The sequence below is a fragment of the Actinomycetospora chibensis genome (assembly GCF_028737215.1).
Lineage (GTDB): Bacteria > Actinomycetota > Actinomycetes > Mycobacteriales > Pseudonocardiaceae > Actinomycetospora > Actinomycetospora chibensis.
This window is the reverse complement of sequence record NZ_JAQZAM010000017.1, coordinates 82,329-102,499: the sequence shown is the minus strand read 5'-3', so window position 1 is coordinate 102,499 and position 20,171 is coordinate 82,329. Positions and strand designations below refer to the sequence as shown.

Annotated in this window: 23 protein-coding genes; 8 read left to right on the top strand and 15 right to left on the bottom strand. The window is 74.9% G+C overall.

Annotation, left to right across the window (positions count from 1 at the left end; all coding sequences use genetic code 11):
* The first annotated feature begins 7 nt into the window (after positions 1-7).
* Positions 8-346, top strand: a complete 339-nt coding sequence (locus PH189_RS23810; RefSeq protein WP_274191319.1) for an MmcQ/YjbR family DNA-binding protein — start codon at positions 8-10, stop codon at positions 344-346.
* Here the strand turns inward: PH189_RS23810 and PH189_RS23805 are convergent.
* Positions 312-1,352, bottom strand: coding sequence for a sensor histidine kinase (locus PH189_RS23805; RefSeq protein WP_274191318.1), 1,041 nt, complete (start codon positions 1,350-1,352; stop codon positions 312-314). The two genes, PH189_RS23810 and PH189_RS23805, sit on opposite strands and share 35 nt — an antisense overlap.
* A gap of 170 nt (positions 1,353-1,522) precedes the next feature.
* Here PH189_RS23805 and PH189_RS23800 point away from each other — a divergent pair, with 170 nt between their 5' ends.
* Positions 1,523-2,251 (top strand): ABC transporter substrate-binding protein, encoded by a 729-nt coding sequence (locus tag PH189_RS23800; protein WP_274191317.1) that lies wholly within the window; start codon positions 1,523-1,525, stop codon positions 2,249-2,251.
* On the opposite strand, the gene PH189_RS23795 is transcribed toward PH189_RS23800, so the two are convergent.
* Both PH189_RS23795 and PH189_RS23790 read right to left on the bottom strand, forming a co-directional pair.
* Positions 2,252-2,455 carry a DUF4236 domain-containing protein gene (locus tag PH189_RS23795; protein WP_274191316.1) on the bottom strand — a complete coding sequence of 68 codons (204 nt, stop codon included), beginning with the start codon at positions 2,453-2,455 and terminating at the stop codon, positions 2,252-2,254. It lies immediately after the preceding gene.
* Positions 2,456-2,530: 75 nt separating this feature from the next.
* Complete coding sequence (locus PH189_RS23790; protein ID WP_274191315.1) at positions 2,531-3,691, bottom strand: TDT family transporter; 1,161 nt, start codon at positions 3,689-3,691, stop codon at positions 2,531-2,533.
* A gap of 71 nt (positions 3,692-3,762) precedes the next feature.
* On the opposite strand from PH189_RS23790, the gene PH189_RS23785 reads away from it, so the two are divergent.
* Positions 3,763-4,659: a LysR family transcriptional regulator gene (locus PH189_RS23785; protein WP_274191314.1), complete on the top strand. Its 897-nt coding sequence runs from the start codon at positions 3,763-3,765 to the stop codon at positions 4,657-4,659.
* A gap of 21 nt (positions 4,660-4,680) precedes the next feature.
* Here PH189_RS23785 and PH189_RS23780 read toward each other — a convergent pair whose 3' ends face one another.
* The 6 genes from PH189_RS23780 to PH189_RS23755 form a co-directional block, all read right to left on the bottom strand.
* On the bottom strand, positions 4,681-5,073 hold the full coding sequence (locus tag PH189_RS23780; protein ID WP_274191313.1) for a group I truncated hemoglobin: 393 nt from the start codon (positions 5,071-5,073) through the stop codon (positions 4,681-4,683).
* A 105-nt stretch (positions 5,074-5,178) separates the two neighbouring features.
* Complete coding sequence (locus PH189_RS23775) at positions 5,179-6,402, bottom strand: MFS transporter (protein ID WP_274191312.1); 1,224 nt, start codon at positions 6,400-6,402, stop codon at positions 5,179-5,181.
* Between the two features lie 61 nt (positions 6,403-6,463).
* Positions 6,464-7,054, bottom strand: a complete 591-nt coding sequence (locus tag PH189_RS23770; protein WP_274191311.1) for a nitrile hydratase subunit alpha — start codon at positions 7,052-7,054, stop codon at positions 6,464-6,466.
* Positions 7,051-7,365, bottom strand: a complete 315-nt coding sequence (locus PH189_RS23765) for an SH3-like domain-containing protein (RefSeq protein ID WP_274191310.1) — start codon at positions 7,363-7,365, stop codon at positions 7,051-7,053. Before PH189_RS23765 ends, PH189_RS23770 begins: the two co-directional genes overlap by 4 nt.
* A complete protein-coding gene (locus PH189_RS23760; protein WP_274191309.1) occupies positions 7,358-7,642 on the bottom strand; it encodes an SH3-like domain-containing protein in 285 nt (94 codons plus the stop codon). Before PH189_RS23760 ends, PH189_RS23765 begins: the two co-directional genes overlap by 8 nt.
* A gap of 173 nt (positions 7,643-7,815) precedes the next feature.
* On the bottom strand, positions 7,816-8,019 hold the full coding sequence (locus tag PH189_RS23755; protein WP_274191308.1) for a cold-shock protein: 204 nt from the start codon (positions 8,017-8,019) through the stop codon (positions 7,816-7,818).
* Positions 8,020-8,288: 269 nt separating this feature from the next.
* Between PH189_RS23755 and PH189_RS23750 the strand changes: the two genes are divergently transcribed.
* On the top strand, positions 8,289-11,519 hold the full coding sequence (locus tag PH189_RS23750) for an ATP-binding protein (RefSeq protein WP_274191307.1): 3,231 nt from the start codon (positions 8,289-8,291) through the stop codon (positions 11,517-11,519).
* 15 nt (positions 11,520-11,534) lie between these two features.
* Here PH189_RS23750 and PH189_RS23745 read toward each other — a convergent pair whose 3' ends face one another.
* Genes PH189_RS23745 through PH189_RS23735 form a run of 3 tightly spaced genes read right to left on the bottom strand, consistent with a single transcriptional unit; the run spans position 11,535 to position 13,843 of the window.
* Entirely contained in the window at positions 11,535-12,008 is a 474-nt protein-coding gene (locus tag PH189_RS23745; RefSeq protein WP_274191306.1) for an MSMEG_0567/Sll0786 family nitrogen starvation N-acetyltransferase, read from the bottom strand.
* A 10-nt stretch (positions 12,009-12,018) separates the two neighbouring features.
* Positions 12,019-13,206, bottom strand: coding sequence for an MSMEG_0568 family radical SAM protein (locus tag PH189_RS23740; protein ID WP_274191305.1), 1,188 nt, complete (start codon positions 13,204-13,206; stop codon positions 12,019-12,021).
* Between the two features lie 40 nt (positions 13,207-13,246).
* A complete protein-coding gene (locus PH189_RS23735; RefSeq protein ID WP_274191304.1) occupies positions 13,247-13,843 on the bottom strand; it encodes a hypothetical protein in 597 nt (198 codons plus the stop codon).
* A 75-nt stretch (positions 13,844-13,918) separates the two neighbouring features.
* Between PH189_RS23735 and PH189_RS23730 the strand changes: the two genes are divergently transcribed.
* From PH189_RS23730 to PH189_RS23715, 4 genes are read left to right on the top strand one after another with little or no spacing between them, the layout of a single operon-like run.
* Positions 13,919-14,881 (top strand): carbamate kinase, encoded by a 963-nt coding sequence (locus tag PH189_RS23730; protein ID WP_274191303.1) that lies wholly within the window; start codon positions 13,919-13,921, stop codon positions 14,879-14,881.
* Complete coding sequence (locus tag PH189_RS23725; RefSeq protein WP_274191302.1) at positions 14,878-16,413, top strand: protein FdrA; 1,536 nt, start codon at positions 14,878-14,880, stop codon at positions 16,411-16,413. Before PH189_RS23730 ends, PH189_RS23725 begins: the two co-directional genes overlap by 4 nt.
* 23 nt (positions 16,414-16,436) lie before the next feature.
* Positions 16,437-17,600, top strand: coding sequence for an MSMEG_0565 family glycosyltransferase (locus PH189_RS23720; RefSeq protein WP_274191301.1), 1,164 nt, complete (start codon positions 16,437-16,439; stop codon positions 17,598-17,600).
* Between the two features lie 44 nt (positions 17,601-17,644).
* The gene (locus PH189_RS23715; protein WP_274191300.1) at positions 17,645-18,523 is read left to right on the top strand and encodes a DMT family transporter; all 879 of its coding nucleotides are present in this window, start codon (positions 17,645-17,647) and stop codon (positions 18,521-18,523) included.
* A gap of 12 nt (positions 18,524-18,535) precedes the next feature.
* On the opposite strand, the gene PH189_RS23710 is transcribed toward PH189_RS23715, so the two are convergent.
* The 3 genes from PH189_RS23710 to nthB are packed head-to-tail and all read right to left on the bottom strand — an operon-like array spanning position 18,536 to position 20,171.
* A complete protein-coding gene (locus PH189_RS23710; RefSeq protein ID WP_274191340.1) occupies positions 18,536-18,895 on the bottom strand; it encodes a nitrile hydratase accessory protein in 360 nt (119 codons plus the stop codon).
* A gap of 5 nt (positions 18,896-18,900) precedes the next feature.
* Entirely contained in the window at positions 18,901-19,512 is a 612-nt protein-coding gene (gene nthA / locus PH189_RS23705; RefSeq protein WP_274191299.1) for a nitrile hydratase subunit alpha, read from the bottom strand.
* Positions 19,509-20,171 (bottom strand): nitrile hydratase subunit beta, encoded by a 663-nt coding sequence (gene nthB / locus PH189_RS23700; RefSeq protein ID WP_274191298.1) that lies wholly within the window; start codon positions 20,169-20,171, stop codon positions 19,509-19,511. Before nthB ends, nthA begins: the two co-directional genes overlap by 4 nt.

Here is a 20,171-nt window from a genome sequence, read left to right as displayed (position 1 = left end):
ACCGACGATGGCCGACGTGGACGACGTCCGTCGACTCGCCCTGGGGCTCGACGGCGTGGAAGAGATCGACAGCGACGGCTTCGACTTCCGCGTGGACGGTCGGGGCTTCGTCTGGTCGTACCCGGACCGCAGCGGCGGGCGCCGCGTGCTGCGCACCGACGTCGCCGTGCTCTTCGTCGGCGACGAGGCCGAGCGCCAGGCGCTGCTGCTCGGCGAGCCCGACCTGTTCTTCTCGACCCCGTCCTACGAGGGGTTGCCACTGGTGATGCTGCGTCTGGAGAAGGTGGACGTCGTGCGGTTGACCGAGCTGGTCACGGACGCCTGGCTGATGCGCCGCGAGCGCTGAGGTCCGGCCCGGGCGGGAGGCACGCCGTCATCCGCACCGTCGTCCCGTCCCCCGGGTCGCTGTGGATCTGCACGAGGTCGCACAGCTGGTGGGCGAGGCTCAGGCCGTACCCACGCCCTTCGGCGGGTCCGCTGCGGTGCCGGCCGACGAGGGGGTCGGCGATCCACCCGCTGTCCTGCACCTCGCACACCACCGCGGCGGGCTCCCCCTCCGCGCCCCGGCCCTGCTCCCGCGTCCACAGCGCGAGCAGGCCCGGGCGCCCGGTGTGCACCACGGTGTTCACCGCGACCTCGTAGGCGGCGAGGCTCAGGTCGGCGGCACGGTCCTCGTCGAGCCCGGCGCGCAGTGCGTGCTCGGCGACGGCGCGGCGCACCACCCGCGGTCCGTCCGGTGCGCCGAAGACCAGCGTCTCGCCGATCTCGTCGGGATCGGCGAGCGGACCGCTGACCCATTGCGCGAGCTCCGCGGGGTCCGCGTAGTGCGTGCTCGCCGAACTGGTGCCCCGCTCGAGGATGACCGGGTGCGTGCGCTCCGCGTCGGCCACCATCGCCGGGGCGAGCGCGGTGGTGTCGTACGGGCAGAGGATCGTCGCGGGACGGTCCGCCAGCGCGACGTTGATCAGCGCCTCGTGCTGCACCGCCGCGGCGTACTCCGCCGGGCTGCGGCCGGCCCAGATCGGCTCGCCGATGATCCGCACGCGCCGGCCGGCGTGCTCGTCCACGAACGCCCGCAGCACGCCGGCGATGATGCGCCCGGGGTTGCGGCCGGCGACCGTCATGTCGTGGAGGACGACGTCGGAGGTCTGCGGACCGAGGGCGGCGTGCACGAGGTCGAGCCGGTCCGGCGGGGCCGCCATCATCACCGGCTCGCCGGCGTCGATCCCCTCGCGCAGGAACGGGACGGTACCGGCGAGGTAGGCCTCGTCGTCGGCGTAGAACAGGGCGGGATGGACGAGCGTGTCGGCATCGCCCTGGCGGTGCCGTGCGTGCTCGTCGTCCGTGCTCATCCTCGCCATTCCGGCCGTCGGCTCCCTGACGGACGACATCCTGCCTGGTCCGGGCTCTGAACACCGCCTCCACCCGCCGCTTTCCACCCGGATACCGACGTGCGGCGCAGCCGCCACGGTGGATGCCCGAGGACCTTCCCCCGACCGCACCAGCCGAGCACACTGCCGGCGTGGACGCGGGGACGCTGCGGGTCGGCTCGGCGCTGCCCGACCCACCCTTCGAGCTCGAGGGGCCGGGGGGTGGTGCCGTCGGTTTCGACCCGGCCGTCATGCAGGCCGTCGCCACGGCGCTGGGCCGGGAGTTCGTGCTCGTCCGCTACGCGGCCGACGACTTCGACGGCATCTTCGCGGGCCTCGACCGCGGCCGGTACGACGTGGTCGCGTCCGGCGCGACGATCACCGAGCACCGCCGCACCCTCGCCCGCTTCTGCCGGCCGTACGTGCGCTCCGGGCAGAGCCTCGTCGTCGACCGCGAGCGGAACCCGGACCTCCACGGCGTCGACGACCTCGCCGGGCGCGCGGTCGGGGTGCAGCACGGCAACACCTCCGAACCGGTGGCCGACGACCTGGCCCGTACCGGGCGCATCGCCGGGGTCCGCCGCTACGCCTACCGCGACATCCTCGTCGCGCTCGACGACCTCGCCACCGGCCGGATCGACGCGTTCATGAAGCTCGAACCCGTGATGCGGTGGCTGACCCGCGACCGGCCGTCGCTGGCCGTGGTGCAGACCGGGATCACCCGGGAAGACCTGGGGGTGGCCGTGCGCCGGGACGACGCCGGGCTCGCCGGGCGGATCGACGACGCCCTCGACGGGCTGCGCGCCGACGGCACGCTCGCCCGCCTCGGACGGCAGTGGCTCGGCACCGGCGAGCCGGGCACCACGACGTCCGTGGTGTAGCTACCGCCGGCCCTTGCTCTGCCAGTAGCCCGGGCCGGGGGTGTCGACGGTGTGGCGCCGGCTCTTCGCGTTCCACGACCAGCGTCCGGCGCCGAGCCCCCAGCTCACACCGTCGGGCCCGGCGTGCAGCCGGACCGGGCCGAGCCGGAACGTCCGCCGCAGGTGGTGGCGGGGATGGACGTGGGGCAGCAATCGGAATCCCATGGAGCCTCCTTCGTCGTCAGGACAACGGCTGCCCGGAGGGCGGAGTTCCCGAACGCCACCAAACAGACGAATCGGTCAGGCGAACAGGTGCCCGCGGACGACACCGCCGTGCACGGTCCGGACGACCACGACGGCCCACGCGGCGAGGAGCACGACGGAGAGCACGACCGCGGCGCCCGCGAGCGCGGGCAACGGGAGGCGGGCGGCGAGGGCACTGGTGCCGGTGACGCAGGTACCGACCGGGAACGTGAAGCTCCACCAGGTCAGCGAGAACGGCAGGCCGCGGCGGGCGGTACGGATCGTCACGGCCGTGGCGAGGGCGAGCCAGAGCATCGCGAAGCCCCACACCGGCACGCCGTAGAGCAGGCCGAGGACCGCGGCGCCGGTGGCGTAGGGCTCGGGCAGGCTGCCGGCGGCCTGGCCGCCGAGCAGGTTCACGGCGGTCACCGACTGGCCGAGCGGGCCGAGCACGATCCACATCGTCGGTACCGCCGCGGCCGGGCCGGTGCCGTGGACGACGAGCTTGTGCCAGATCTGGGGCAGGATCGCGAGTGTGGCGAGCAGGCTCATCCCGAACATCGCATAGCAGGCCAGTAGCAGCGTCGTGCGGGCCGTGCCCGCGTCCAGGTGCGGCAGGAGCAGGGCCCCGTCGGCGGCCGAGACCATCGGCGGCACCACCGGCATCAGCCAGCCGCCGAACACGCCGTCGGCAGCGATCTCGTGCTCGGTGATCATCCGGTACGGGATCCAGACGGCCGTGATCAGGCCGATCACGGTGCCGGCGCCCCAGAGCACGCTGCTGGCCGCCACCGCCGGGCCGACCCCGAGCACCGGCCCGCCGAGCAGCACCGTCCCGGCGCCGACGGTCATGACGGCCATCGCGACCGCCCCGAAGGACTGGGCCATCACCGGGTTGCTCGCGTGGCGACGGGCGGCGGCGGGGTGACGCAGCCAGTGGACGGCCCACGCCGCGACGAGCGCGACCAGCAGTACCGAGGCGACGCCCCAGACGACGGTCGCGAACACCCGCAGACCGGGGACGGCCACCGGCAGGCTCGCCGCGGCGCCACCGACGACGCCGGTGCCCATGACGGTGGAGAACCAGTTCGGGCCGAGGTTCGCGAACACCGCACCGGGCCGGTCGAGGTCCCGGAGGAGGCGGCGCGGACGAGCGGCCGGGGCCACTGCAGGGGCCGGCGGGAGGGTCGTCGGTCGCTCGTCGCTGATCACCGTCATGACGGGAATGCTGCTGCCGCGCGACCTCCCCGAGTAGGTGGCCCGACCTCATGCACCCATAAGCTGCGGTTGTGCCCCTACCGCCCCGCGTGGCCGATCTCGGCCCCTACGACCTGCTGCTCTCGGTCGCCGAGCGCGGCAGCATGGGCCGCGCTGCGGCGGCGCACGGCGTCTCTCAGGCCGCGGTCAGCGCCCGCGTGCGCTCGCTCGAGGCCGCCCTCGGCGTGACGCTGCTCGAGCGCTCGCCGCGTGGGACCACGCTGACCCCGGCGGGCGCGCTGGTCGCGGGGTGGGCGCGGTCCGCGGTCGACGCGGCCGAGGCGCTGGAGGCCGGGATCGCCTCGTTGCGCGCCGAGCAGTCGAGCCGCCTGCGGGTGGCCGCGAGCCTCACGGTGGCCGAGTACCTGCTCCCCCGCTGGCTGGTCGCCCTGCGGACCCGCAACCCCGGCACCGCGGTGTCGCTGTCGTCCCAGAACTCCACCGACGTCGCCGCCGACGTGCTCGCCGACCGCGCCGACGTCGGCTTCGTCGAGGCGCCGACCGTGCCCGACGAGCTCGACGCCCAGGTCGTCGCGCGGGACCAGCTCACCGTCGTCGTCTCCCCCGACCACCCGTGGGCCCGCCGCCGGCACGGGATCGACGCCGCCCGCCTGGCCACCACCCCGCTCGTGGCGCGCGAGCACGGCTCCGGGACGCGGTCCCACCTCGAGCGGGCGATCGGTTCGCTCGCCGAGCCCGTCCTCGAGCTGGCCTCGACGACGGCGATCAAGAACGCGGCGGCGGGCGGGGTGGCGCCCGCGGTGCTCAGCTCGCTGGCCGTCGCCCCGGACCTCGCCGCCGGCACCCTCGTCGCGGTCCCGGTCCGCGGGGTGGCGCTGCACCGCGCGCTGTCCGCCGTGTGGCACCGCGGCCGCCCGCTGACCGGGCCGTCGGAGGACCTCGTCCGGATCGCGACCGGGTCGGGCTGAGTCTGCGCCGGGACGCCGAGGTCAGGCCGCCGTCGCCTGCACGACCTGGGAGCGGTAACTCTCGATGATGTCCATGAACTCCCGGTGCTCGGCCGCCGGAACGCCGAGGAAGTTCAGGGTCGCCGCGATCTCCATCGCGACGGCGTCGAAGCCCGCCTCGTCGATGGCCAGGTCGTCGTGGGCCTTCACCATGTCCTCGCCGACGTAGCACTTCGGCCCGCCCGTGGCCTCGATCGACCAGGCGGTCACGAGGAACTTGTAGCCCGGGGCGTTCGCCGCGACCCCGTGGTGCGCGTGGACGGCCGGGTTGGCGTTGACCGCGGCGTTCTCGAAGAGCCGGTCGACCAGGACGTCGACCGCACCGGAGATGCCGTAGACGCCGCCGAGGCGCTCGAAGAGGGTCTGCTCAGCCATGACCTGGTCCTCCCCGGAGGTGACCGCCGGTGACGTGGTGGGTCGGCGGTGTGATCACGTTCACTGTCGCCGACGGCCACTCCCCGGTCAATGGTGCACAACCGATTACCGTCCGACCGGGACTCCGGCGGGGAGGTCCCGGGCCGACGCGGCGTCCCGGTGGCGGACGAGCATGCGGCGCCCCACCAGCACCCCGACCCCGGCGATCAGCATCGCGACGGCCGCGACGATCCATGCCGCCGCGAAGGAGACCCCGGTGGCGAGCAACCCGAACCCGACGGGACCGAGGCACCCGCCCGCGTACACCCCGACCTGCACGATCGCGGTGGCCGCCGCCGGGGCGGACGGGTTGAGGCGCACGACGGCGAACTGGAGCAGACCGGGCCACGACCATCCGAGCCCGAAGCCGAGGACGGTGCCGACGACCAGGGCCACCGACCCCGGGACCGCGAGCAGGAGCACCCCGGCGGCGCCGAGGAGCAGGGACCCGGCGACCACCGCCACGTGGCCGCCCGCGCGCCGGTCCGCGAGCCAGCCGTGGAGCATCCGCATCACGACGGCGACGACGCTGCCGAGCGTCAGGACCAGGCCGGCGAGGCCCGGGGCCACGCCCTGGTCGACCGCGGAGGCCACCAGGAAGATGCTCAGGCCGGTCGAGCTCGCGGCGCCGAGTCCCGCCGCGATCCCGACCACGGCCAGAGCCCCGGTCGCGCGATCGGCCTTCCCGGCGGCCGACCGCTCCTCGGGGCCGGACCCGCGTGGCGCGACGGCCAGGGCGCCGAGCGCCATCCCGGCCGCGATCACGTACGCCCACCGCCACCCGACGGTGAGGCCCACGGCAGGCACGGCCAGGCCCGCGAGCAGCGTCGCCAGCGGGACGCACGCCTGCTTGACCCCGAACGACAGCCCCAGACGGCGGGCCGGCATCGCCCTGGCCAGCGTGAGGTTCGTGCTGAGCTGGCCCATGACGTTGGTCCACGCCCCCAGCAGCACGATCGCCACGACGGCCGCGTAGCTGCGCGCGAGGCCCGCGATCAGCAGCATCGAGATCGCGGCCCCCACCAGCGCGATCCGGCTGGTGCGCCGCGACCCGAGCCTCTCGACCAGCTTCCCCACCGGGAGCGACACCAGGGCGGACACGCCGAAGTACGCCGAGACGATCAGACCCAGCGCCGCCGGGTCGAAGCCCAGCTCGGCACCGACCTGCACCGAGAGCGCGCCGAGCAGGAAGATCGGCAGCACCGTCGCGGTGGTGATCGCGACGGCACCGGATCCGACGCGTACCGCCGATTGTTCGGCCTGCCCCGACTGCCCCGACTGCTCTGCCATCGTGAGCAACGCTAACCGAATCTCGGGCTCCGCGGCCGGGCCGGCGCACGGGTCACACCGGTCACACTGCGGCGGTGCCGATCAGCCCCTTGCGCGTCACGAGTCCGGCGAGCTCCTGCTCGGACAGGTCGTCGGTGCCCTCCGGGCGACGCGGCACCACCATGTACCGCGTCTCCGCGCTCGCATCCCACACGGTGATGTGCACGGCGTCGGGCAGCTCGAGGCCGAACTCGCGCAGGACCCCGCGGGGATCACGCACCACCCGCGACCGGTAGGCCTCGCTCTTGTACCAGGTCGGCGACGGGCCGAGCAGCGCCACGGGGTAGCACGAGCACAGCGTGCAGACGACGACGTGGTGCTCGTCGGCGGTGTTGGCGACCGCGACCAGCGGCTGCACCTGCAGGCCCGCCGCCATCGACATCCCGAGCTCCTCGATCGCGGTGCTCGCGTCGGCCAGCAGGCGCTCGCGGAAGCCCGGGTCGACCCAGGCCCGCGCGACGATCGCCGCGCCGTTGGCCGGGGAGCCGCCGGCGGCGAACGCGTCGATGCGCGCGTCGAGCTCCCCGTCCGCCAGCCACCCCCGCTCCTCCAGCAGCGCCTCCACGTGCCGGACCCGCGCGGCGAGCGGTCCGTCGTCGTGCGTGGTGCTCATGTGGGGTCTCCCTCCGGGGCGGGATCCGGGGAGGTCGGTTCCAGGTAGTCCTCCCAGAGCTCGACGACGACGGCGTGGTCGCGGCCGTCCTCGCCGGGACCGAAGAGGTCGCTGGCCCGGAACCGCACCTGGTGCACGGCGCGCGGGGCGGAGTCGAGACCCTGCGCGAGCTCGTCGGCCAGCGGATGCCGCCCGCAGGTGCCGACGATCTCGCCGCACACCCCGCGCGCGTAGCGCGGCAGCCGGGTGTGCCCCGGCGGGTCGGCGGTCCGGGTTCGGACGCGGTCGCCCGGCGCGAAGCGATCAGCCACCGGCGAGCTCCTCCGGCGTGGCGATCCCCTTCTCCGCGAGCAGCGTGGTGATCGCGTGGAACCACTTCTCGTAGTACGAGGACGCCAGGTACTCCGCAGGCGGCATCCGCTCGATGGCGTCGCGGAACTCGTCGAGGTTGTAGACGCCCCGACGCAGCATGACCCCGTTGAGGGCGAAGACGTGTGCCTCCCAGTCGGCGTGGAACGCCGGCTCGTCGGGCTCCTCGATCACGGCCGGGAACCCGACCATCCCGCCCACGTCGTTGATGCGGCTCACAGGCCGTTCCTACCGCAGACGGACCCGGACGCAAGGGGGCCAGAAATACCGAAAGGCTGTGATCCCGCGGGTATGAGGCGCGGGATCACAGCCCGGCAGGTCGGACGCGCACCCTGACGGCGGCCTCCGACCAGGCCACTCCGGAGTGGATTCTCCGGGAAGGCTGGGGAAGGTCAGGCGGGGCGGACCGAGTCCGCCTGGGGGCCCTTGGCGCCCTGGCTCGACTCGAAGCTCACCCGCTGGTTCTCCTCGAGGGAGCGGAAGCCGCCACCCTCGATGGCCGAGTAGTGGACGAAGACGTCCTTGCCGCCGTCATCCGGGGCGATGAAACCGAAGCCCTTTTCGGCGTTGAACCACTTGACTGTGCCGTCGGACATGCATCCTCTTTTTCAGGTCGGACAGAGCGGGCCTCGCCCGCTCTCGAGCGTTGCCCGATCCACTCAAGGCACGGCACGGAGATGTGGCGAGCTGTGCGAGCGGGTCGATGTCAACATGATCCACGAAGCTCAGAGCACAGCGAGGACAACGAGACGGCAACGGGATCAACGTATCAGAGCCGTTCGGGGCCGTCGGTAGCCCCGGGCGCAACGGTCGGCAACGGCCGGAACGTGACCCCCGTCATGCGCCGCGCCGTACGATCCCACGGGTGAGCACGCCACCCCTCCGGCTTCGGCTGATCGGCCGATTCCGGGTGGAGGGCGTGCCCGACGGGGCGGTGCCCGGAGGGCAGGCGGAGCGGCTCCTGTGCATCCTCGCCGCCCATCACGGCCGCTTCCTGCCCACCGCGGTGCTGACCGACCTCCTGTGGCGCGACCGGCAGCCCGCGGAGCCGGCGCGCAACCTCGCCGCCCTGGTCAGCCGCCTGCGACGGTCGCTGGGACGCGACCGGGTCGAGGGCGATCCGCGGGCCTACCGGCTGGTGCGCGACGACACCACCGTCGTCGACGTCTCCGAGGCGCTCGACCTGGTGGCCACCGCCGAGCGTGAGCTCACGCGGGGACTGCGGGCCCTCGCCGCGATGAGCGCCGAGGTCGCCGAGGGACTGCTGACCGCGGGCGTCCCCCTGGCCGGCGAACCGGACGCCGACTGGGTCGACACGGTCCGCGCGTCGGTCGCCGGCGCGCTCTCCCGGGCCCGCACCTGTCGCTGGACCGCCGCCCTCGACCTCGGCGACCTCGAGACGGCCGTCGACGAGGCGTCCCGGGCCCTCACCGACAACCCCCTGGACGAGCCCGCCGCCCGGGCGCTCATGACCGCCCACGAGCGCCGCGGCGCGCACGCCGATGCCCTCGGCGCCTACGACGACCTGCGACGCCACCTCGCCACCGACCTCGGGAGCGACCCCTCGCCGAGCACGCAGGAGGTCTTCCTCGCCGTGCTGCGCCACGGGTCGGAGGCACCCGTCGCCGAGCCCGAGCCGGCCCCGCCCCCGCTCTCGGCCCCACCCACGGCCTCCGCACCGGAACCGTCGCCGCTCATCGGCCGTGAGTCGGAGCACGCGGTGCTCTCGCGGGCCTGGTCGGCGGCGGCCCGGGGCCGGGGCGGCCTGGTCCTGGTCACCGGGGAGGCCGGGATCGGCAAGAGCGCGCTCAGCCAGGCGCTGCGGGTCGAGGCCCGGCGCAGCGGGGGGCTCGTCGCGGCGGTGCGCTGCTCGGGCGCGGAGCGCTCGCTCTACCTCCAGCCGCTCGCCGAGGCCGTCCGGGACGTCGTCCTGCGCCTGGCGCCCGGGGCCGGGGACCTGCTCTCGGAGCGCGATCGCGCCGCGCTCGCCGACCTCGTCGGCGAGGTGGCCCCCCACCGGGCACCCGCCCCGTCGCACTCCGAGCTGCGCCGGCGACGCACGCTCGAGGCGATGGCGGAGCTGTTCGGCCAGGTCGGCGAGACGCGTCCCCTGCTGCTCGCCGTCGAGGACCTCGAGCACGCCGGGCAGACGACGATCGAGGCGCTGCACGTCCTCGCCACGCGCCTGGCGACCCGCCGGGTGCTGATCGTCGCGACCGAACGGACCGCCGAGTCGGCCGGCGCCGCGGAGACCCTCCGCGACGTCGCCACCGTCCTCGACGTCGGGCCGCTGTCCCGGGAGGCGTTGCGCGCCCTGCTCACAGCCGCCGGGCGGGAGCAGGACCTCGAGCGCTTCTCCTCCTGGACCGGGGGCTCGCCGCTGCTCGTCAGCGAGCTGCTCCGCCACCCCGAGACCGGCCCGGCCGGAGAGGATGTGGCGGCCGACGACCCGACCGCCCCGGCCATCCCCGGCTCGCTGCAGGAGGCCCTGTCGCGCCGGCTCGCCGCGACGGCCGAGGACGTCACGGTGCTGCTGGCCCAGGCCGCGGTGCTCGGGACGTCGTTCGGGCTCGACGAGGTCGCCGCGCTGAGCGGAGTGGGCGTCGAGGAGTGCGCGCACCGGGCCGGACGCGCGACCCGCGCCGGGTTCCTGCTCACCGACGGCGCGCGCTACCGCTTCGCCAACGACATCGTGCGCCGGATCGCCTACGAGTCCGCTCCCCTGCCGGTGCGCGTCAGCAGGCATCGGCGCGCGGCGGTCCTGCTCGCCGACCGGCCGGAGGCCGCGGCCGCCCACCACGCGGCGGCCGGCGACCACGCGGCCGCGGCGAGGTCGTGGATGGCCGCGGCGGACGCCGCGCACATGGTCTTCGCCCACCAGGAGGCCGACAAGCTCCTGACCGCCGCTCTCGGTGCCGCGGACCGGGCCGGTGACCGGGCGCTGCACGCCACGCTGCTCGTGCGCCGCGGAGGGGTCCGGGCCGACCTCGGGCACCACGAGGACGCGCGCGACGACCACGACGAGGCGCTCGCCCTCGCCCGCGACCTCGCCGACGAAGAGCTCGAGGCGCGCGCCCTGGAGGGCCTCGGCTGGACCGCGCTCTGGGCGCGCGACGCGCTGGGTGCCGTGGACCTCGCGGAGCGCGCCGGGCACCTCGCCGAGTCGGCGGCGGCGGCGCCGGGCGCGCGCCGGACCTCACTGCTGCTGCTCGGGCGCGTCCGGCACTGGGACGGCGACTACACGGGAGCGACGCACGCCTACCAGCAGGTGCTCGCCGTCGACGCCGACGACGCCACGAGCGCGGTCGCCATGGCCTACCGGGGCGCGCTCCTGCAGCACATGGACCGCTTCGCCGAGGCTCGCGCGGTGCTGGAGCGGGCGGTCGCGCTGTGCACGCGCACCGGCGAGTTCCGCACCCTGCTGCAGAGCCTGTTCTTCTGCGGGCTGGCCCGGGGCGACGTCGGCGACCTCGCCGGCGCGCTGCGCTCGCTGGACCGCGCCCGGCGCCTGATCGACGAGGCGGGCGTCAGCTACTACCGCGCCGGGATCGAGACGACGACGTCCTGGCTGTGGCAGGAGGTCGGCGACATCGGCCGGGCCCGCGAGCACGCCGAGGAGGCCGTCGAGCTGGCGAGCCGCGGCGGCGGGGCGCTCGAGCTGGAGCAAGGCCTGCACGCCCTGCTGGCCCTCGCCGACTGCGACCTCCTGGCGGGCCGCGACGACGACGCCGGGGCGCGGGTCGAGGCCGCCGCGCCCCTGCTCGACCGACCCCTGCCCTTCCGGCCGCGGGCGGCGATGCGGCTGCTCGAGATGCAGGCCCGCTGGGAGCCCGCCCGCGCGGAGGCCCTCCTCGAGCAGGCCCGCACGTTCCGGTCGACGAAGTACGAGGCGCTGGCGCTCCAGCACCTGGGGCGGGACGCCGACGCCGCGACCGTGGCCGCGCAGACCCGCTCGGACCTGGTGGTGGCGCAGATCGGCGCGCCGTCGGCGCGGGAGGCGGCCCGCGACCGGATCGCCGCCGCGCTGCCGCCCGAGCTGCGCACCCGGTTCGTCGCGCGCGGGCGGCTCGCGGTGCCGTCACCCAGCACGCACTGACGGACGCCACGACCCTCAGCGCAGCGCGATGTCCATGACCACGTGGGGCCGGCCCGCGTAGATCTCGTCCGCCCGCGCGGTCCAGCCCAGCCGTTCGAAGAAGCGGCGGTTGTCCCGCTGCACGTGGGCGACCATGCGCCTGCCCCCGCGCGCGGCCGCCGTGGCGACGGCGAACCGGACGAGCGGGCCACCGACGCGCGCGGTGCGGAACCCGGGGAGCACGGCGAGCCGGTCGCCCTGCCACTCGCCGTCGGGGTCACCCGCCGCCAGCGGGAAGAGCCGCACCACGCCGGCGGCCCGCCCGTCGATCCACGCGACGACCTGCAGCACGTCGGGCCGGGCGTCGTGGGCGTCGACGTCGGTCCCGTCGAAGATGCCCTGCTCGGCCACGAACACCGCCCGCCGGATGCGGTGGTGCTCCTCGGCCTCCGCGGCGTCCGCGACGAGGCGGCAGTCGGCCTGCGCGGGCGCGACCCGCACCTCGGTCACGGGTGACCCCTCACGAGGCGGAGCCCGGACGCGGGCCGATCTGCAGCAGCGGCTGCTGGACCGCGTTGATCGCCGAGCACGCCTGGCACCGCGCGCAGCCGGCCACCGCGTCGTCCGCGCTCATGCCCCGCCGGCTCATGTACGCGGCGACCTGCCAGTAGATGCGGTTGCTGTACGGGCCGGGCGGGGGCGCCCAGTCCTCCATGAGGCTCCCCGCGACGGGACGCAGCGGGACGACGAACGGGTAGACGCCGATGTCCACCGCGCGCCGGCAGGCCTCGACGGTCAGGTCGGGGTCCTCGCCCATGCCGAGGATGACGTAGGTCGACACGCGACCCGACCCCCACAGCTCGACCGCGCGCTCCCACGTCCGGAAGTAGGTCTCGATCCCGGTGCGCGCCTTGCCCGGTGCGACGTGGGCCAGCACCTGCGGGTCGAAGGACTCGACGTGGATGCCGACGGCGTCGGACCCGCCCATGTCGTGGACCTCGTCGAGGATCGCGAGGTCCCGCGGCGGCTCGAACTGGATCTCCACCGGGAGCCCGGAGGCGTCCTTGACGGCCCGGCCGCACCGGGCGACGTAGCGCGCGCCGCGGTCGGGCGCGGTCGAGCTGCCGGTGGTCAGGGTGGCGTCCACCGCGCCGTCGAGCTCCTTCGCGGCCACCGAGACCTCGCCGAGCTGCTCGGGCGTCTTCTTCACGATGGTGCTGCCCGCGGCCAGCGAGACGCCGATCCCGCAGAAGCGGCACTGGTCGGCCGTGTTCCAGTAGTTGCAGGTCTGGACGACGGTGCTGGCCATCGAGTCCAGGTGCAGCAGCGCGATCTTCCAGTACGGGACGCCGTCGGCGGTCTCGCGGTCGTAGTAGCGCGGGCGATGGGACGCGGCGACCGAGGCGAGCCGCCGGCCGTCGCGGTAGATCGCGCGGCCGCCGTCGTCCTCGGGCCGCAGCACGTAGGGCGAGCGCCGGGCCTCCTCGGTGCGGACGGGGACCGTCACCGGCATGCCCTCGATCCACAGCATCCCGGAGTCCGACGGCCCGGCCCCGCCGGTGCGGGTCTCGACGTCGGCGTCCGTGCGCAGACCCGCGCTCTGCAGCTCCACGATCAACGCCGCGACGTCCGCGGGGGTGGGGGTCTCCCCCGGGTCGTCGAGCGGCGCGATCTCGTGACCCGTGTCGGAACGCAGGACCCCTGTCATCCCTGATCCACCCTCGATCCTCGTTGATTACAGGAAACGTTCATCGCTCATCGGAAACCATCCGCCCGCCGCCGTCAAGGGACCCGATCTCCGCGCGGCGCTGCGCGAGCGCGGCGTCGCGCTCGGCGCGCGTGGCGAACCAGGCCGTGTCGTCGTCACCCCCGGCGAGCACCTCGCCGGTGTCCGCGGCGAGCGCCACCTCCGCGACACCGTGCGGCTCGGAGTCGCGGTAGGGCTCGTCGATCGCCACCAGGGCGAGGCCGGTCGGCAGGTGCATCGACACGGAGCGGGTGAACCCCTCCTCCAGCACCACCCAGGTCCGGCCCTCCTCCCGCCCCGCGGCGACGAGCGCGGCCCGGCGGGCCCGTGCCCGCTCGGCCTCGATCTCGTCGGCGCGCACCGCGCACGCCGCGGCGTCCACGAGTACGGCGTCCGGTCGCTCCTCCATCGCCAGCAGCTCGGCGGGCGTCGCCGTCGTGCGTCGCAGCTCGGCGAGCCGGTCGCCGACGCCCTCGGCGAGGCGCCGGTAACCCTCGGCGTCGGTGAGCGCTGCCGCCCAGAGGCGGTTCGCCGCCGAGCGCCACCGCGCCCGGGCGGCGTCCCAGTCCCCGTCCCCCGAGGTCTCGACGCTCCTCATCTGCGACCACCTCCCGACACGATCATCTACTATAGTCGACGACCTGACAGCTCCGGTTGCCGATGAGGAGTGCTCGTGCCCAGGACCGCAGTGGTCGCGCTCGGCGGCAACGCCATCACCCGCAACGGCCAGTCCGGGACCTACGAGGAACAGTCGCGCAACGCCCGCGCCATGGCGGTCGCCGTGTGCGCGCTGCGCGACGCCGGCTGGAACGTCGTCCTGGTCCACGGCAACGGCCCGCAGGTGGGCAACCTCGCCATCCAGCAGGACGAGGCCGCGGACATCGTCCCCGCCCTCCCCCTGTTCTGCGTCAACTCGATGACGCAGGGCCAGCTCGGGAGCCTGCTCAGCCTGGCCCTGCTCGCCGAGGGCCGCGGCCGCCTGCCCGGCGTGGTGTCGGTGGTGACCCACGTGATGGTCGACCCGGCCGACCCCGCCTTCGACAGGCCCACCAAGCCCGTCGGCCCCTTCTTCACCGAGGACCAGGCACGGCGCCTGGCCGCGGCCCGGAACTGGCAGATCGTCAAGGACGGCGACCGCGGGTACCGGCGGGTGGTCGCTTCCCCGAAGCCCGTCGGCATCGTCGAGGTCGACGCCATCCGCGCGCTCATCGAGCAGCACATGATCGTGGTGGCGGCCGGCGGAGGCGGCATCCCGGTGATGGCCGGCGACCGCGGCCTCGAGGGCATCGACGCCGTGATCGACAAGGACTTCACCGCGCAGCGGCTCGCGGCGTCGGTGAACGCCGACGCGCTGGTCCTGGTCACCGACACCGCCAAGGTCCACCTCGACTTCGGGACGCCGCAGCAGCGCGCCATCGAGGAGATGACCGTCGACCAGGCGGCCGAGCATCTGAACGACGGCCAGTTCCCCGACGGCAGCATGGGGCCGAAGGTCCGCGCCGCCGTGCGCTTCATCAAGGAGGGCGGCCGCACGGCGGTGATCACCACGGCCGACCGCGCCGGGCCCTCCCTCGACGCCGTCGGGACGCACGCCGACGACCGCATCGGCACGCGGATCGTGGGGGGGCGGGCGTGACGACGCGGGTCCGGATCATCAAGGACACCTACCTGGACTCCGTCGTCCAGCTCTCCGGCACCCGCGCGATGCGTGCCGTCGAGGGCGTCGACTGGGCGACCGCGGCGATGGCGACGCCGGGCAACCTGGAGACGCTCGAGCAGGAGGGCTTCGCCGGCGACGACCTGGAGGGTGCCGCCCCGGGCGACCTCGTGCTCGCGGTGCGGGCGGCGTCGCAGGACGCGCTCGAGGCGGCCGAGGAGGCCGGGCGGGACGCGATGTTCTCGGCCCGCGCCGCCGAGAACGGCGCCGACGCCGCCGAAGCCACCGCGCGCACCCAGACGGAGGCGCTCGCGCGCCTCGCCGGCGGCAACGTCGCGGTCATCTCCGTGCCGGGCGACCACGCCGCCCTCGAGACCCACAAGGCGCTGAGCGAGGGCCTGCACGTCCTGCTGTTCAGCGACAACGTCCCCGTCGCCGCCGAGGTCGAGCTCAAGACCCGGGCCGAGCAGCTCGGCCTGCTCGTCATGGGCCCGGGCGCCGGCACCGCGATGCTCGGCCGCACCTGCCTGGGCTTCGCCAACGTCGTCGCCCCCCTCGCCGAGCGCACCGGGGCGGTCGCCGTCGTCGCGGCGGCGGGCACCGGCGCGCAGGAGGCGGCCGTGCTGCTCGACCGCGCCGGCGTCGGCGTGACGCACGTGGTGGGACTGGGCGGGCGCGATCTCAGCGCCGACGTCGGCGGGATCATGGGCCGCACGGCGGTCCGCGCGCTCGCGGCCGACCCGTCCACCGAGGCGATCCTGCTCGTCTCCAAGCCGCCGGACGCCCGGGTCGCGGCCACCGTGACCGCGGAAGCCGGCGACACGCCCCTCGTGGCCGCGCTCATCGGGCTGGAGGAGCCTGGGGTCTCCCCCACCCTCGAGACCGGGGTGCTCGCCGTCCTGGACCGCCTCGGTCATCCACGACCCGACGTCACCCTCGGCCTGCGGACCCAGGTCGAGGCGGCGATCGCCGCGATCGGACCGGAGCGCACGCTCGTGCGCGGGCTGTTCTCCGGCGGGACCCTCTGCTACGAGTCGCTGGTCGTCCTGGGCCGTGTCCTCGGCCCGGTGTACTCGAACACCCCGGTGGACAAGGAGCTGGGCCTGCCGGCCCCGGCGTCCGCGCACGTCTGCCTCGACCTGGGCGAGGAGGAGTACACCCGCGGGCGACCGCACCCGATGATCGATCCCGAGGCGCGCATCGAACACCTGCGCGAGCAGGGCCGCGACCCCGAGGTGGCGGCGATCGTGCTCGACGTCGTCCTCGGGTACGGGGCGCACCCGGACCCGGCCGGCGAGCTCGCCCCGGTCTGCGCCGCGATCACCGCCGACGGCGGCCCCCGGGTCGTCGTCTACGTCCTGGGCACCGAGCACGACCCGCAGGGGTTCGAGCGCCAGCGCCGGGCGTTCCGGGAGGCCGGGTGCGTGGTCACCGAGACCGCGGCGCGGGCATCGCTGGCCGCCGCCGCGATCGCCCGGCGCGAGCCCGCGCTGGCGGAGCTCGCGCTGTGAGCCCAGGGGACGGACCGGGAATCGTGCTGGTCACCCACTCCACGTCGCCGCGCGGCGGGATGGTGCACACGCTGGCGCTGGCCGAGGCGCTGCACGACCTGGGGCGGCGGGTCCACCTCGTCACCCAGGGCGACCGGCTGTTCCGGCCCACGACGGTGCCGCACACGGTGCTGCCGGCCCCGGCGAGGGACGGCACGCTGACCGACCGCGTGTTCGCCTCGATCGACGCCCTGACCGGCGCCCTCGGCGAGCTCGCGGACGGCGCGGACGTGCTGCACGCCCAGGACTGCATCGCCGCCCGCGCCGCGGCGCGCGTCCGCGCGGCCGGCGCCCCGGTGTCGGTGGTGCGCACCGTGCACCACGTCGACGACTTCACGACGCCCGCGCTGGTCTCCTGCCAGCGCGAGGCGATCATCGAGCCGGACCGCGTGCTCGTCGTGAGCGAGTACTGGCGCCGCGTCCTGCACGATCACTACGCGACCGAGTCCACGGTCGTCCCGAACGGCGTCGACCCGGACCGCTTCCCGCCGATCAGCCCCGAACGCCGCGCGGAGATGCGCACGCGTGTGGGTGCGTCGTCGGGTCGGGGGGACCGCTTCCTCTTCCTCGCCGTCGGCGGGGTGGAGCCGCGCAAGGGCACCCACCACGCGTTCGAGGCGCTCGGGGAGCTGGTCCGCCGGATGGCGCACCCGCCGATGCTCGCCGTCGTCGGCGGGCACTCGTTCCAGGACTACGCGCCCTACCGCGAGGCCACGCTCGCCGCGCTCCCGGGCCTCGGCCTCACCCTCGGCGAGGACGTCGTCCTCCTCGGCACCGTCAGCGACGACGAGCTCGGCGCCTGGTACCGCAGCGCGGACGCCCTGTGCTTCCCGTCGGTCAAGGAGGGCTGGGGGCTGGCCGTGCTCGAGGCGATGGCCGCCGGCCTGCCCGTCGTCGCGGGCGACCTCCCGGTGTTCCGCGAGTACCTGCTCGACCACCACGACGCCCTGCTGCCGCGCTCGGGCGACAGCGCAGCGCTCGCCGCCTCGATGATGGAGATGTACGCGGACACGGCCCTGCGCCGGCGTCTCGTTGCGGGGGGGCTGAACACCGCGGGCCGGTACCGGTGGTCGGCGTCGGCGCAGCGGCACGCGGCGATCTACGACGAGGTGCGCGCGACCCGGGCCCCGGCCGTCCGGCGGGGGTAGGTTCCCCGGCGCTGATCGCGTGACGCCAGACGCCCGGGAGCCGCGTGGGGAGTGCCGCCGTCCTGCTCGCCGGGGCCCCGACGGCCGGGGTCCCGGCCTTCGCCGTCGCGATCACCCTGGTCGCCGCGGTGCTGCACGCGGTGTGGAACGCCGTCGCCCACGGGATCTCCGACCGGCTCGTCGGCTTCGCCCTCATCGGGGTCGCCTACACGGTGATCGCCGGGGCCGGCGCGTTCGTGCTCGGCCTGCCGCCGGCGGCGGCCTGGCCCGCGATCGTCGCCTCCGCCGGACTCCACGCCGTCTACACGCTCCTGCTCTGGACGAGCTACGAGCTCGGCGACTTCAGCCAGGTCTATCCGGTCGCGCGCGGCAGCGCCCCGCTGATCGTCGTCGCGATCGAGACGGCCCTGGGGCGCGACCTGCCGGCGCTGCAGCTGCTCGGGATCGGCGTGATCTCCCTGGGGCTGATCAGCCTCGCGCTCGACGGCGGGCGCCCGTCCCGGGCGTCGCTCCCGGCGCTGGGCGCCGCGCTCGCCACCGGCGTCGCCATCGCCGGCTACACCGTCGTCGACGCGACCGCGGTCGCGTCCACCCCGGTGGCCGTCTACGCGGTGTGGATGTTCCTGCTGCAGGGCCCGCTGATGCCGGCGATCGCCCTGGCGCGCCGCGGGCGAGCCCTGAGCGCCCAGGTGCGCCCCGTGGCCCTCGCCGGTCTCGGCGGCGGCGTGGTGTCGCTGGTGGCCTACGGGCTCGTGCTCGTCGCCCAGACCAGCGGCGCGACCGCGGCGATCGCCGCCCTGCGCGAGAGCAGCATCGTCATCGGCGCGCTCATCGGCTCGCTGTTCCTCGGCGAACGCTTCGGGCGCAGCCGGGTGATCGCCGCGGCGGTGGTCGCCGTCGGCATCGTGCTGGTCGACCTGTGAGGCTGCGGGCGATCAGTGCCCGTGCCCATGGCCGTGGTCCTCGCCGTCGGCGTGGTCGTGCCCCGACGGGCGCTCGGCGAGCAGCGCGGTCCGCTCCGCCACGGCGGCGCCGGGCAGCGTGCCCGCCGCGACCAGCCGGTCCTCGAGGGCGCCGAGCCAGCAGCGGTAGTAGTGGAAGTCCTCGCCCGGCGCGTGGTCGGCCTCCCAGGCCGCGATGCGGGCGACCAGGGCGTCGCGGAACTCGTCCCAGGTGAAGACGCCGGCGTCGGCGAGCGTCACCGCCATCCCGAACGCCCGGCTCTCCCAGGGCTCCGCGAACACGAGCTCGCCGTTGGACCGCGGTGGGGCCGCCGCGCCCGTGACGTCGAGCATCGCGGTCACGGGGCGCTCACCGTGCTGACCAGGGCGACCCCGACCATCGCGTCGCGCGTGACGATCCCGGCGAGGGCCTCGGCGTCCCAGCCCTCGGTGCCCGTGGGGCGCTGGGGCAGCACGAGGTAGCGCACCTCGGTGCTGGAGTCCCAGACCTGGATGTCCTTGCCCTCGGGTACGTCGAGGCCCATCTCGCCCAGCACCCGGCGCGGCGTGCGCACGATCCCCGCCCGGTAGGCGGGGTCCTTGTACCAGCTCGGCGGCAGCCCGAGGATCGGCCACGGGTAGCAGGAGCACAGGGTGCACACGACCACGTGGTGGACGTCGTCGCTCTGCTCGAGCACGACCATGTGCTCGCCCTGCGGCCCGCTGAAGCCCATGTCCTTGATGGCGGCGGTGCCGTCGCGCAGCAGCCACTCCCGGTACTCGGGGTCGGTCCACGCGCGGGCGACGACCTTGGCGCCGTTGAGCGGGCCCACGTCCCGCTCGTAGGTGGTGATGAACTTGTCCATCACCGCCGGGTCGATCAGCTCGCGCTCGACGAGGAGCTGCTCGAGCGCCTCGGTGCGCAGGGCCGGGGAGAGACGGCGGGAGATGTCTCCTGCAGGGGCGTTCACTGCGGCTCCAGGTAGCTCTCGAACAGGTCGATGTGCAGGGTGAACGGCTCGGCGTCCGGGCCCCACAGCTCCGTGGAGGCGAACCCGACCGTGTAGACGTGCTGGGCGTTCTCGCCCTCGAACACGGCGTGGGTGTCGGGCAGGACGTGCGCGGGACGGATCGCCGTCACCGTGCCCGAGCGTCGGCGCACGTAGGCCGGGAGCTTCGTCGGGCCCTCGGGGTGCATGTCCTTCGTCCGCACCGCGCCGCCGACGGCGAACGCCGGCGCCTGCTCGACCTCGCGCAACGAGCCCGCCGCGGTGGGCTTGTAGTCGGGGCGGTCGGGCTCGGGGAACGCCGGCTCCGTCACGTCCTCGCCGAGGTTGCGCCGTGCGCGGGCGTCCACCGCTCCCGGCGCGAGGATGTGGGAGTCGGTGAGCATCAGCTCGGCGGCGTTGAGCCACCGGCCGTAGTAGCCGTCGACGAGGTAGTCGACGGGGTGCAGCCGGCCCAGAGCGTGGCGGAACGCGTCGAGGTTGCGCCCCGAGATCCGCCCCATCGTCAGCACCGTGATGGCGAAGCTCCGGCCCTCCCAGGGCTCGGCGAAGGGCGGCTCGTCGGTGGGCACCTGCGCGGGGCCCCATGCGTGGGTGCCGCCCATGTCGGCGATCGAGTCCAT